We start from the raw sequence: 13,134 nt of genomic DNA, 5'->3' as shown, positions 1-13,134 counted from the left end.
CGACCACCGCCGCCTGGATCGCCACCGGCGTCTCGTTCGGCGAATGCAGCGGCCGGCGCGAGCGGTCCTCCAGGCCCGCCAGGCCCGCCGCGCGATAGCGCGCCAGCCAGCGATAGCCGACCGTCGGGCTGATCCCGAAGCGCCGGCACAGAGCGCGCTTGTTCGCCCCCTCCCGGCTCGCCAAAAGCACGAACTCCCGACGCTGCGACACGATCGACACCTCCTGCCAGGGCATCGAAAGCCTCCCTCATGAGACCCTCAATGCCGATCAGAATGCGTCCACCATGTCCCCGAACACCCGTCCACCATCTCTCCGGTCTATACAGCTTGTCGAAGGGCGAAGCGAAGTTGGCACGGTCTGCGCCCGCTTCGCTCGCGCTCCGCGCCCCGCTGCGCGGGGTTCGACAGGCTCACCATGAAGCGAACTGGAGGCGGCGCGAATTGGGGGCTGACGCGATTGGAAGACGGGCGCGCCGATCCGCGTGCCCCGGCCCTCAGACGTCGAAGAAGACGGTCTCGCCCTCGCCCTGGAGCACGATGTCGAAGCGGTAGACGGACTCGCCCGCGCGCTTCTCCAGCTTGGCGACCAGGGTGTCGCGTCGGCCGACGTGCTCGACCAGCTTCAGCACCGGGTCCTGGGCGTTGGCGCCGGCCTCGTCGTCGAAGTAGAGGCGGGTGCTGAGGCCGATGTTGATGCCGCGGGCGACGACCCAGAGGCTGAGGTGCGGCGCCGAGACCGCGGGCTTGCCGTCGGGTCCGGCGCGCCCCGGCACCGGGCCGGGCTTCACGGTCTCGAACCAGTAGATGCCGGTCTCGAAGTCGCAGACCGCGCGGCCCCAGCCGCGGAAGGCGCTCTCGCCGAGCGGCGCGGTCGGGAACCGGCCCTTGGCGTCGGCCTGCCAGACCTCGACGGCGGCGTCCTTCACCTTGTGGCCGGCGCCGTCGATCACGTAGCCCTCGATGCGGATGCGCTCGCCCTCGACGGCGGCGCCGGCGATGACGTTGTCGAGCTGCTGGCTGCGCTCGGGCAGGCCGGCGGCGGCGGGGGCCATGCCGATGTGCAGGTAGGGGCCGGCGGTCTGCGACGGCGTCTCCTGCAGCTGGCGGAAGGGGTAGGCGGTCTTGCTCATGGTCTCACGCGCCCTGCAGCTTGTTCTCGAAGAGGGTCTGGCGGCGGCCCCGCAGCACGATGTCGAAGCGGTAGGCCAGGCAGTCGAGCGGCACCCCGGCCGACTGGTCGAGCCGGGCGACCAGGCGCTCGACCGCGTCCTTGTCGGCGATCGCGTTGACGATCGGGCAGGTCCGGATCAGCGGGTCGCCCTCGAAGTAGAGCTGGGTGATCAGCCGCTGGCAGAAGGCGTCGCCGAAGATCGAGAGGTGGATGTGCGCCGGCCGCCAGTCGTTGATCCGGTTGCGCCAGGGGTAGGGGCCCGGGCGGATCGTGCGGAAGAAGTAGTAGCCGTTGGCGTCGCTCAGGCAGCGCCCGCAGCCGCCGAAGTTCGGGTCGAGCGGCGCCAGGTAGTTGTCGCGGACGTGGCGGTAGCGGCCGCCGGCGTTGGCCTGCCAGACCTCGATCAGGGCGTTCGGCACCGGCCGGGCGTTCTCGTCGAGCACGCGGCCGTGGACGATGATGCGCTCGCCGATCGCATCGCCCCCTCCGCCGTAGTTGCGGATCAGGTCGTTGTCGAGCGGCGCGATCGCGTCCTCGCCGAACAGCGGCCCGGTCGCCTCGGACAGGCTCTGGGCCAGGGAGATCAGCGCGAAGCGCGGCGAGCGCGTGACGCTGGTCTTGTAGCCGGGGGCGTAGGCGGCCGGGTGGACGTCCCGGTCGCGCTGGTAGAACTCGTCGATTCCAGCCATGGGATTCAGCTCTCGGGTTGCTCGGCGAAGATGGTCTTGGCGATGCGGATCGCGCTGTTGGCGGCGGGCACGCCGGCATAGACCGCGACGTGCAGCAGGATCTCCTTGACGTCGTCCTCGCTGGCGCCGGTGTTGCGGATCGCCCGGAAGTGCAGGGCCAGCTCCTCCTCGCGGCCGAGGCCGGCGAGCAGCGCGATGGTGACCAGGCTGCGCTCGCGCCGGGTGAAGTGCGGCCGCGACCAGAGCGAGCCCCAGGCGGTCTCGGTGATGAAGCGCTGGAAGTCGGCGTCGAAGGCGGTCTTGTTGGCCTCGGCGCGGGCGACGTGGGCCTCGCCCAGCACCTCGCGCCGGACCTTCATGCCGGCCTCGTAGCGGTCCTGGGCGGGCATCTTCGTCTCGTCAGCCGGCAAGTTTCCGCTCCTTCAGGAACTCGGCGATCAGGCTGCCGAGCGCCTCGGGCTGCTCGACAGAGGGCAGGTGGCCGGCCGCCGGGATCACGGCGAAGCGGGCGTCGGGCAGCAGGCCGGCCAGCTCGCGCACCAGGGCCGGCGGCGTCGCGCCGTCCTCGGCGCCGGCCAGGCAGAGCGCCGGCATCGTCAGCCCGGCCGCCGAGGCGGTCAGGTCGGCGTCGCGGATCGCCGCGCAGGTCGCGACGTAGCCCTCGAGCGGCGTGCGCACCAGCATGTTGCGCCAGATCGCCAGCTCGGCCGGCCGCTCCTTCCGGAACGCGGGGCAGAACCAGCGCTCCAGGATCGGCTCGGCGAGCGAGACGATGCCGCCCTTCATGAGGCCGTCGATGCGGGTCTGCCACATCTCGGCCGTGCCGATCTTGTGGGCGGTGTCGCAGAGGACGAGGGCCGCGACCTTGTCCGGCCGGCGCGCCGCGAAGGCCTGGGCGATCATGCCGCCGACCGACAGGCCGACGATCACGGCACGGCCGACGCCGCGCGCCTCGAGCAGGGCCTCCAGGTCGTCGGCCAGGGCCTCGATCGTGTAGGGGCCGGGCGGGCAGTCGGACAGGCCGTGGCCGCGCTGGTCGAAGCGCAGGATCCTGAGGCCGGCCGGCAGGCAGGGCAGCAGCGGGTCCCAGACCCGGAGGTCGGTGCCGAGCGAATTGGTGAAGACCAGGGCCGGCGCGTCCTGTGGGCCCCCGTCGCCGAGCCGTTCGTCGCTGAAACAGAGCGCTTGGCCGTTCGCCAGCGTCGCCCGCATCGCCTCTCCTTCCCCCGTTCCCGTTTCTCCGGTGCGGCCGAGACCCCGGCCGACCGCTTGAACGGGCGCGAGCCTAGAGCAGAAGGACGCTCCGTGGAATGACTTAGATCACGAAGTTCTTAGATCGCGAAGTCGCACGCCCGCAGGGAGGGCTCGGTGCGAGCAGGCCTCCCTCTCCGCCCCGGGGGGCGGAGAGGGGCGGGGAGAGGTGGGGCGACGTTGCCTCGAGCGGTGGCGTATGGGGAAGAGCGGGAACACCCCCACCTCTCCCGGCCTCTCCGCCCCCCGGGGGCGGCGAGGAGAAGAAACGGAAGGGCGCGTCACTCCCGCGCTATTCCGCCGCGTCCCGCTTGCCGGGGCGCAGGGTCAGCAGCGGCCGGCGGTGGCGCTCCAGCTCGTCGTCGAGCTGGCGGGCGACGGCGCCGCGCTCCGGCGTGCCGCGCGCGACCAGGTAGTAGACCAGCGGGATGATGAAGAGGGTCAGCAGGGTCGAGGAGATCACGCCGGCCAGGATCACCACGCCGATCGCCGAGCGGGTCTCGGCGCCGGCGCCGCCGGAGAGGATCAGCGGCACCGCGCCGGCCGCGGTGGTGATCGCGGTCATCAGGATCGGCCGGAGGCGGATGCCCGAGGCCTCGATCACCGCCTCGGCGAAGCCCAGGCCCTCCTCGCGCAGCTGGTTGATGAACTCGACGATCAGGATGCCGTTCTTGGCGGCGAGGCCGACCAGCATGATCAGGCCGATCTGGGTGTAGATGTTGAGCGTGCCGCCGGTCAGCCAGATGCCGGCCAGGGCGCCGGCGACGGCCAGCGGCACGGTCAGCATGATGACCACCGGATGGACGAAGCTCTCGAACTGGGCGGCCAGGGCCAGGAACACCACGACGATGCCGAGCATGAAGACGAAGGTCAGCGAGCCGCCGGATTCCTTGAAGTCGCGCGACTGGCCCTTGTAGTCGACGACCGCCTGCTCGGGCAGCTTCGCGCGGGCCAGCGCGGTCAGCCAGTCGAGGGCCTGGCCCAGGGAGTAGCCCTCGGCCAGGTTGGCGCTGATCGTGATCGAGCGCAGGCGGTTGTAGCGGTTGAGCTGGCTGGGGCCCGCGTACTCGTCGATCTTCACCAGGTCGGCGAGCGGCACCAGGACGCCCGAGGCGTCGGAGCGGACGTAGATGTTGTTGATGTCGGTCGGCGTGCGCTGGTCGCTCTTCTCGCCCTCGACCAGCACGTCGTACTCCTTGCCGTCGGCGATGAAGGTCGTCACCGCCCGGCCGCCCATGAAGGTCTCGAGCGCGCGGCCGACGGTGCTGACGCTGACCCCCAGGTCGCCGGCCCGGTCGCGGTCGATCGAGACGGCGATCTGCGGCTTGGTCTCCTTGTAGTCGTCGTCGAGGTTGACCAGGCCCGGGTTGTCGGCCCGGATCGCCTTCATCAGGGTGTCGCGCCAGCGCGCCAGCTGGTCGTAGGTGCCGCCGCTGATCACGAACTGCACCGGCACCGAGGAGCCGCCACCCAGGCTCTGGCGCATGATCGGCACGACCCTGACGCCCGGCAGGTCGGCGAACTTGCGGCGCAGCTCGGCCATGATGTCCCAGGCGCCGGGCCGCTCGCCCCAGGGCGCGAGGCCGACCACGACGAAGCCGGAGTTGAAGGACTCGATGCGCCCGAAGCCGCGCGGCGCGCGGACCAGCAGACGCTGGAACTCGCCGCGCTCGAGGTAGGGGAGCAGGCGCGCCTCGATCTCGTCCATGTAGTCGGTCATGTACTCGAAGGAGGCGCCCTCCGGGCCGTTGACGGCGATGAAGAAGGCGCCGCGGTCCTCCTTCGGCGCGTACTCGCTCGGCACCTGCTGGTAGAGCCACCAGCCGGCCGCGAGCGTCGCCAGGAAGGCCGGGATCGCCAGCCAGGGCAGCCTGAGGGCGCCGCGCAGCAGGCGCTGGTAGCCGAGCCGGGTCGCCGCGAAGCCGCGGTCGGCGAGGCGCACCAGCAGGCTCGCCCGCTCGCCCTGCTTCAGCACCTTGGAGGCGATCATCGGCGAGAGCGACAGCGCGACGAAGGCCGAGAGGAAGACCGCCGCCGCCATGGTGATGGCGAACTCGCTGAACAGCCGCCCCAGGTCGCCCTGGATGAAGGTGATCGGCACGAAGACGGCGATCACCACGGCGGTCGTCGCGATCACCGCGAAGCCGACCTGGCGGGTGCCGCGGAAGGCCGCGACCAGCGGCGTCTCGGCCTCGTCCTCGATGCGCCGGTGGATGTTCTCCAGCACCACGATGGCGTCGTCGACGACCAGGCCGATCGCCAGCACCAGGGCGAGCAGGGTCAGGAGGTTGATCGAGAAGCCGAGCGCGAAGAGCACGATGAAGGTGCCGACGATGCAGACCGGCACGGTGACGGCGGGCACCAGCATGGCGCGCACCGAGCCGAGGAAGAGGTAGATCACCGAGACGACCAGGACGATGGCGATCGCCAGGGTCTTGTAGACCTCGTCGACCGCGCCCTGGATGAACACGCTGCTGTCGTAGCTCTGGCGCAGCTCCATGCCCTGGGGCAGGGTCGGGTTGATCCTGGCGCTGAGCTCGCGCACCGCGCGCGCCACGTCCAGGGTGTTGGCCTGGGACTGCTTGATGACGCCGATGCCGACCATCGGCTCGCCGTTGCCGCGGAAGAAGGTGCGGGTCTCGACCGCCGCCTGCTCGACCCGCGCCACGTCGCCGAGGCGCACCAGGTAGCCGTCGGCACCGCGCTTCAGCACCAGGCGGGCGAAGTCGTCGGCGTTGCGGAAGCTGCGTTCGATGCGCGCCGTGAAGTTGCGCTCGACCGATTCGATGGAGCCGGCCGGCAGCTCGACGTTGTCGGCGCGCAGGGCGTCCTCGACGTCGGCGACGGTCAGGCCGCGGGCGGCCAGGGCCAGGCGGTCGAGCCAGATCCGCATGGCATAGGTCTGGCCGCCGCCGACCCGTACGCGCGCCACGCCGTCGAGGGTCGAGAAGCGGTCGACCAGGTAGCGGTCGGCGTAGTCGGTCAGCTGCAGCACGTTCATCCGGTCGCTGGCCAGGTTCAGCCAGATGATCACGTCGTCGCTGGAATCGGCCTTCTGGATGTCCGGCGGGTCGGCGTCGGCCGGCAGGTTGTCGACGACGCCGGAGACCCGGTCGCGGATATCGTTGGCGGCGGCGTTGACGTCCCGGTTGGCGTTGAACTCGATCGAGATGCGCGAGCGGCCGTCCTCGCTGTAGGACTCGATGAAGGCGATGCCCTCGATGCCGGCGATGCGGTCCTCGATGACCTCGGTGATGCGCGTCTCGATGACCTGGGCGGCGGCGCCCGGGTACTCGGTGTCGATGGTCACGACCGGCGGGTCGATGTCCGGGTACTCGCGCAGCGGCAGGCGCTGGAAGGCGACCAGGCCGAAGGCGACGATCAGCAGGCTCATGACCGCCGCGACGACCGGCCGCTTGACCGAGAGGTCGGAGAGCATCATGGCGTGGCGTGCTCCATCGCCGTTCAGCCGCCCGCCTTGCCCTTGAGGATCGCCGGCACCGGGTTGTCCTCGCTCTCCGTGCCGAGCAGGCGCACCGCGTCGCCGTCCTCCAGCTTCAGGGTGCCCTGGACGACGACCTGCCGGCCCTCGGCGAGGCCCTTCAGGATCTCGACCTCGCCCGGGCGCCGGGCGCCGGGCTCGACCTGCAGGCGCCGCGCGACCGTGCGGCCGGCCTCCTCGGCGACGACGAAGACGAAGTTGCGCCGGTCGTAGGGGACCAGCGCCTCCTCCGGCACGACCAGGGCCTGGCGCGGGTTCTTCAGCAGCGCCACGGTCATCACCAGCCCGGGGCGCAGGGCGCCGTCGTCGTTCGGCACGACCGCCCGCACGGTGATCGAGCGGGTCACCGGGTCGACCGTCGACTCGACGCTCTTGACCAGGCCGTCGAAGGTCCGGTCGGGCAGGGCGGTCGAGCGGGCCTCGATCGCCAGGCCGGGCTTGAGCGCGGTTAGGAAGCTCGAGGGCACGGCGAAGTCGAGCTTGAGGGGCGAGAGGTCGCTCAGGGTGGCGATCGGGTCGCCCGGCTGGACCAGGGTGCCGACGCTGACGTTGCGCAGGCCCATGACGCCGTCGAAGGGCGCCAGGATCGTGCGGTCCTGCAGGCGCGCGCGGGCGATCTCCAGGTCCGCCTCGGCCTGCTGCAGCGCGGCGCGCCGCTCGTCGAGCTGGGCCGCCGTCGAGAACTGCTGCTGCTGCAGCTTGGAGGAGCGGCCGAAGGCGGCCTTGCGCTCGGCCAGCACGGCCTCGGCGGCGCTGACCGAGGCGCGCTCCTCGGCCTGCTCCAGCAGCACCAGCAGGTCGCCCTGGCGGACCTGCTGGCCGTCGTCGAACAGCAGCTCGACGATGCGCTCGCTGACGTTGGCGGAAAGGATGACGGTCTCGTTGGCCTTGAGGCTGCCGACCGCCTCGACCCGGTCGTAGAAGGTCGTGCGCTCGACCGGCTTGACGATCACCGGCACCGCCGGCCCGGCCCGCTGCTGGGCCGCCGCGGGGGACGCCCCAGGGGCCGCCGCCAGCAGCAGCGCCGCCAGGACGGCACCGAGCCGGCATCCGACCGTCGAAGCCTGCGCCACCCCGTCTCGGGCCATCGGCGATCACCTTTCCGAACGCTGCGGGAAGAGAGCTGTCGCCGCTGAAGCTAGACGCGAAATTCCCCGCGTAAAGTCACCCTTGCGCGACCGGAGCCGCGGTTCGGCCGTCCGGCCGATCCGGGAACGTACCACGACCGTTGCCGCAACGCCGCATCTTCGTCATGGGACCCCAGGGCCGGGAAGACAGCGGCCGGCGGACGCGCTAGATAGAGCGACGGACGCGAGAATCGGCAGCGGGGAGACCATGCGGAGCAACGACGGACTGAGCCTCGAGGGCACGGGCGGCGAAATCCTGGTGCGGTGCCTGAAGACCCACGGCGTCGACACGCTCTACTGCGTGCCCGGCGAGAGCTACCTCGCGGTGCTCGACGCGCTCTACGACGCCCCGGAGATCCGCCCGATCGTCTGCCGGCAGGAGGGCGGCGCCGCGATGATGGCCGACGCCTACGGCAAGCTGACCGGCCGGCCCGGCATCTGCTTCGTGACCCGCGGGCCGGGCGCGACCAACGCCTCGGCCGGCGTGCACATCGCCTTCCAGGACTCGACGCCGATGATCCTCTTCGTCGGCCAGGTCGCCCGCGAGGACCAGGAGCGCGAGGCCTTCCAGGAGATCGACTACCGGCGCATGTACGGCCAGCTCGCCAAGTGGGTCGCCGAGATCGACGACGCCCGGCGCATCCCGGAGTTCCTCAGCCGCGCCTTCCACACCGCGACCTCCGGCCGGCCCGGCCCGGTCGTGCTGGCGCTGCCCGAGGACATGCTGCGCGACCGGGTGACGGCGCCGGCCTGCCTCGCCTACGAGCCGACCGAGAGCGCCATGGGCCTGGGCCAGGTCGAGCGGCTCGGCGCGCTGCTGGAGGCCGCCGAGCGGCCCTTCGCGCTGATCGGCGGCGCCGGCTGGGACGCCACCGCCTGCGAGCGCTTCCGGCGCTTCGCCGAGGCCTGGAAGCTGCCGGTCGGGGCCGCCTTCCGGCGCCAGGACCACTTCGACAACACGCACGGCTGCTACGCCGGCGACGTCGGCATCGGCATCAACCCGAAGCTGGCCAAGCGCGTGAAGGAGGCCGACCTGCTGCTGGTCGTCGGTCCCCGGCTCGGCGAGATGACGACCGGCGGCTACAGCCTGATCTCGATCCCCGAGCCCCAGGGCCGCCTGGTCCACGTCCATCCCGATCCCGAGGAGCTCGGCCGGGTCTACCGCCCGACCATGGCGGTCGCCGCCGACCCGCGCTCCTTCGCCGCCGCCGTGCAGTCGCTGCTGCCGCCGGCCGAGCCGGCCTGGGCCGCCGGGACCGAGCAGGCGCACCGCGACTACCTGGACTGGAACGCGCCGGTCGAGATCGTCGGCCGCCTGCAGATGGCGAAGCTGATGGACTGGCTCGCCGAGACCCTGCCGGCCGATGCGATACTCTGCAACGGCGCCGGCAACTACGCGACCTGGATCCACCGCTTCTACCGCTTCCGCCGCTTCGGCAGCCAGCTGGCGCCGACCTCGGGCTCGATGGGCTACGGCGTGCCGGCGGCGGTCGCCGCCAAGCTGCGCCATCCGGAGCGCACGGTCCTGGCCTTCGCCGGCGACGGCTGCTTCATGATGCACGGCCAGGAGTTCGCGACGGCGGCGCAGCACGGCGCGGCGGTGATCTTCGTCGTCGTCGACAACGGCATGTACGGCACGATCCGCATGCACCAGGAGCGCAACTACCCGGGCCGGATCAGCGCCACCTCGCTCAGCAACCCGGACTTCGTCAAGCTGGCCGAGGCCTACGGCGGCTACGGCGAGCGGGTCGAGCGCACCGAGGACTTCGCCGGGGCCTTCGCCCGCGCCCAGGCGGCGGGCACCCCCGCGCTGCTGCACCTGATCCTCGACCCCGAGGCGATCACGCCGCTGAAGTCGCTGAGCCAGATCCGCGCCGAAGCCGAGAGCAAGTAGCCAGAGCGAGCAGGAAGACCGACGATGGACAGCGCCCTCGGCAGCAACGAGCTGCGCATCGACCGCGAGCGGCTCTGGGCGACGCTCGAGGCCTCGGCGAGGATCGGCCCTGGCCGGGCCGGCGGCCTCAGGCGCCTGGCGCTCGACGACGCCGACCGCGAGATGCGCGACCTCTTCGTCGCCTGGTGCCGCGAGGCCGGCCTGACGGTGACGGTCGACCGGGTCGGCAACATCGCGGCACGGCGGCCGGGCCGCGAGCCGGAGCTGCCGCCGGTCGTCATCGGCAGCCACCTGGACACCCAGGTCGCCGGCGGCCGCTACGACGGCATTCTCGGCGTGCTCTCGGGCCTGGAGGTGATCCGCACGCTGAACGAGCGGGGCATCGAGACGCGCCGGCCGATCGAGCTGATCGACTGGTCGAACGAGGAGGGCGCGCGCTTCACGCCGCCGATGCTGGCCTCCGGCGCCTTCGCCGGCCTCCACCCGGTCGACTGGGTGCTCGGCCGCAGGGACGACGACGGCAAGGTCTTCGGCGAGGAGCTGGCGCGGATCGGCTATGCCGGCGAGGCGCCGGTCGGCGGCCGGCCGCTCGACGCCTACTTCGAGCTGCACATCGAGCAGGGGCCGATCCTGGAGGCCGAGGGCGTGCCGCTCGGCATCGTCACCGGCGGCTATGCGACGCGCGGCTTCAACATCGACATCCGCGGCGAGAACGCCCACAGCGGCCCGACGCCGATGGCCAAGCGGAGGAACGCCCTGGTCGGCGCCGGCTACCTGATCGTCGCGGTGAACGAGATCGGCTGGCAGTTCGCCGAGGGCGAGGGCAAGGCGACGGCGGCGCGCCTCGAGGTCTGGCCGAACAAGGCCGGCATCCTGTCGGACTGGGCGCAGCTGACCTGCGACTTCCGCCATCCCGACCCCGCGGCGACGGCCGAGATGGAGCGCCTGCTCAAGGCGGCGATCCCCGAGGCGGCCCGGAAGGCCCGGGTCGAGATCGAGATCGTCGAGGACTGGACCTTCGGCGACGAGCGCTTCGACGCGGCGTGCATCGGCCTGGTGCGCGAGAGCGCTGCCGAGCTGGGCGTGCCGGCGCGCGACATCCTCAGCCAGGCCGGCCACGACGCCTACCACCTGTCGCGGATCTGCCCGACCGCCCTGCTGTTCACCCCCTGCCGCGACGGCGTCACCCACAACGAGGCCGAGCACATCGAGCTCGACGACACCGCCCCCGGCGTCGACGTCCTGCTGCACGCCGTGCTGAAGCGGGCGAACCGCTGACGGAAAGTTCGGCTGTGACTTTGGAAATTCTCTTTTAGTGATTGTTTTGGTTGAATAATTGGTCGTCAGGGGCGCCGGGTTCGCTTCGCCCTGCGACTCGCTCGGGATGACGCGACTCGGGGATGTCGGCCGGCCGCCGGCGCCCCGTCGCTTCAGGGTGAGCCTGTCGACCCGCCGAGCGAGGCAGGCAGGGACCTGACCGCTTTCCGCGGCCATGGTGGGCGTGGCGGATCGTCGCGGAGGCTTGTCGGCGGAGCGGAGCGTCACGCCGTCGGTCTTCCTACGAAAGTGGCTCTGGCCGCCGCCTCGAGCAGGCGGCCGCCTCGGCAAGCCGTCCCGCCGTCGCCGCGCCGCCGCCTGCGTCGGGTGGGCGCAGTCCCCTGGAACGGCGCCGGACAGAACCCACGATGGCTAGTACAGCAAGGCGGACTCAATCCTTGCGCAGGTATCCCCTGCGCCGCTTTCGGGCGTCGCCAAGGGGGGGCCGGCTCGGGCCGCCGCACGAAGCAAGAAAGGGAGGAAGACGACAATGCAGCGGATATCGACTCTGTTCAGGGGCGCACTGCTCGCCGGCGCGGCACTCGCCCTGCCGGGGCTCGCCCTCGCGGCCTCCGGCAATGCCTCCGGGCCCTCGTCCGACATGCTGCTCAAGGCCGCCGACGACAGCGCGAGCTGGATCCTTCCGGCCGGCAGCTACAGCGGCGACCGCAGCATCACCGAGAGCCAGATCAGCCCGCAGAACGTCGGCAAGATGACGAAGGCCTGGAGCTTCACCATCCCGGCCGGCGGACCGGTCGAGGCCTCGCCGATCGTCTGGCACGGCATGATGTACGTGACCTCGTTCAAGAACGACGTCTACGCCCTCGACGCCAAGACCGGCGAGCTGAAGTGGCAGTACAACCCGAAGCCGATGCAGCTGGTCGGCTTCCCGCGCAACCGCGGTGTCGCGATCCTCGACGGCGTGCTGTTCATGGGCATGGCCAACGGCCACATGGTCGCGCTCGACGCCGAGACCGGCAAGGAGATCTGGAACAAGCAGACCGTCGAGAACCCCAAGAACAGCTTCTACTCGATGCAGCCCGTTCCCTATAAGGGCAAGCTGCTGATGGGCGTGTCGAACGGCGACTGGGGCGGCATCGGCAACATCAGCGCCTTCGACCCCAAGACCGGCAAGCGCATCTGGAAGTGGGAGGCCGTGCCGGGCCCCGGGCAGAAGGGCCACGACACCTGGAGCGGCGATTCCTGGAAGCGCGGCGGCGGCGCGATCTGGAGCGGCCTCGCGATCGATCCCAAGACTGACACGCTCTACGTCGACACCGGCAATCCGCAGCCGGACTTCCTCGGCACGATACGCAAGGGCAAGAACCTCTACACCGACTCGATGGTCGCCCTCGACATCTCCGGCGCCAAGCCGAAGATGAAGTGGTACCACCAGTTCATCCCGCACGACACGCACGACTGGGATCCGGCGATGCCCCCGGTGCTGTTCGAGGGCAAGGTCGACGGCAAGGAGAAGCCGCTGGTCGCCGCCGGCGACAAGGGCGGCAACTTCTGGATCCTCGACGCCACGACCGGCAAGCTGGTCAGCCACACGCCGGTCAGCTACCAGATGGGCCAGAACACCGAGCCTCCGGCCGTGGGCGCGAACTACGCCTGCCCGAACACCAACGGCGGCATCGAGTACAACGGCGGCGCCTACGATCCGGCCACCAACACCTTCTTCGTGCCGAGCACCAACCAGTGCGGCAAGTGGACCGGCAGCAAGAAGGCGGTCTACGTCGCCGGCCAGTTCTACCTGGGCGGCGGCTTCCCCAGCCTGGTCGGGCCCAACTCGGGCTGGTTCAACGCCGTCGACGTCTCGACGGGCGTGTTCTCCTGGCGCCATCACCTGGGGCTGCCGGCCAACGGCGGTGCCCTGGTGATGGACTACAAGGCCGAGAAGGCCTCGGCAGCGTCCGGCTCGCTGGTCTTCACCGGCCTGCTCGACGGCACCTTCGCGGCCTACGATCCGGCCTCCGGCAAGGAGCTGTGGCACAGCGACATGGGCGGCAGCATCGTCGCCCCGCCGGCGACCTTCACGATGGACGGGCGGCGCTACGTCACCGTCGAGGCAGGCGATCCGGGCTTCCTGAAGGTGCCCGAGCTCGGCGAGCCGGCGAAGACCTCCACGCTGACGGCCTTCGTCTCCGCCGCGCCGCAGACCGCCACGTCGAACTGACGGC

At 71.1% G+C, this 13,134-nt stretch carries 10 protein-coding genes; 3 read left to right on the top strand and 7 right to left on the bottom strand.

All coding sequences use genetic code 11. The annotated features are described in order from the left end of the window. From B9O00_RS27970 to B9O00_RS27940, 7 genes are all read right to left on the bottom strand, one after another. Window positions 1-235: helix-turn-helix domain-containing protein (locus B9O00_RS27970; RefSeq protein WP_143596371.1), on the bottom strand; the 235-nt coding region annotated here is incomplete at its 3' end. A 259-nt stretch (window positions 236-494) separates the two neighbouring features. Beyond that, window positions 495-1,130 carry a protocatechuate 3,4-dioxygenase subunit alpha gene (gene pcaG / locus B9O00_RS27965; RefSeq protein ID WP_085126021.1) on the bottom strand — a complete coding sequence of 212 codons (636 nt, stop codon included), beginning with the start codon at window positions 1,128-1,130 and terminating at the stop codon, window positions 495-497. Between the two features lie 4 nt (window positions 1,131-1,134). Further along, entirely contained in the window at window positions 1,135-1,860 is a 726-nt protein-coding gene (gene pcaH / locus B9O00_RS27960) for a protocatechuate 3,4-dioxygenase subunit beta (protein WP_085126020.1), read from the bottom strand. A 5-nt stretch (window positions 1,861-1,865) separates the two neighbouring features. After that, the gene (pcaC, locus tag B9O00_RS27955; RefSeq protein ID WP_367575473.1) at window positions 1,866-2,270 is read right to left on the bottom strand and encodes a 4-carboxymuconolactone decarboxylase; all 405 of its coding nucleotides are present in this window, start codon (window positions 2,268-2,270) and stop codon (window positions 1,866-1,868) included. Beyond that, window positions 2,260-3,072: a 3-oxoadipate enol-lactonase gene (pcaD, locus tag B9O00_RS27950; RefSeq protein WP_085126019.1), complete on the bottom strand. Its 813-nt coding sequence runs from the start codon at window positions 3,070-3,072 to the stop codon at window positions 2,260-2,262. The genes pcaC and pcaD overlap by 11 nt, the downstream gene beginning before the upstream one ends. A 331-nt stretch (window positions 3,073-3,403) precedes the next feature. After that, a complete protein-coding gene (locus B9O00_RS27945) occupies window positions 3,404-6,553 on the bottom strand; it encodes an efflux RND transporter permease subunit (RefSeq protein ID WP_085126018.1) in 3,150 nt (1,049 codons plus the stop codon). Between the two features lie 23 nt (window positions 6,554-6,576). Next, entirely contained in the window at window positions 6,577-7,701 is a 1,125-nt protein-coding gene (locus B9O00_RS27940) for an efflux RND transporter periplasmic adaptor subunit (protein ID WP_085126017.1), read from the bottom strand. A 247-nt stretch (window positions 7,702-7,948) separates the two neighbouring features. Here B9O00_RS27940 and B9O00_RS27935 point away from each other — a divergent pair, with 247 nt between their 5' ends. From B9O00_RS27935 to B9O00_RS27925, 3 genes are all read left to right on the top strand, one after another. Then, window positions 7,949-9,634, top strand: coding sequence for a thiamine pyrophosphate-binding protein (locus B9O00_RS27935; RefSeq protein ID WP_085126016.1), 1,686 nt, complete (start codon window positions 7,949-7,951; stop codon window positions 9,632-9,634). A gap of 24 nt (window positions 9,635-9,658) precedes the next feature. Then, window positions 9,659-10,912 carry a Zn-dependent hydrolase gene (locus B9O00_RS27930; RefSeq protein ID WP_085126015.1) on the top strand — a complete coding sequence of 418 codons (1,254 nt, stop codon included), beginning with the start codon at window positions 9,659-9,661 and terminating at the stop codon, window positions 10,910-10,912. A gap of 529 nt (window positions 10,913-11,441) precedes the next feature. Beyond that, the gene (locus tag B9O00_RS27925) at window positions 11,442-13,130 is read left to right on the top strand and encodes a pyrroloquinoline quinone-dependent dehydrogenase (RefSeq protein WP_085126014.1); all 1,689 of its coding nucleotides are present in this window, start codon (window positions 11,442-11,444) and stop codon (window positions 13,128-13,130) included. The last annotated feature ends 4 nt before the right edge of the window (window positions 13,131-13,134 follow it).

This window comes from Tistlia consotensis USBA 355, assembly GCF_900177295.1.
Classification (GTDB): domain Bacteria; phylum Pseudomonadota; class Alphaproteobacteria; order Kiloniellales; family DSM-21159; genus Tistlia; species Tistlia consotensis.
The sequence above is the reverse complement of the archived record's forward strand: the minus strand, read 5'-3'. Positions and strand labels throughout refer to the sequence as shown.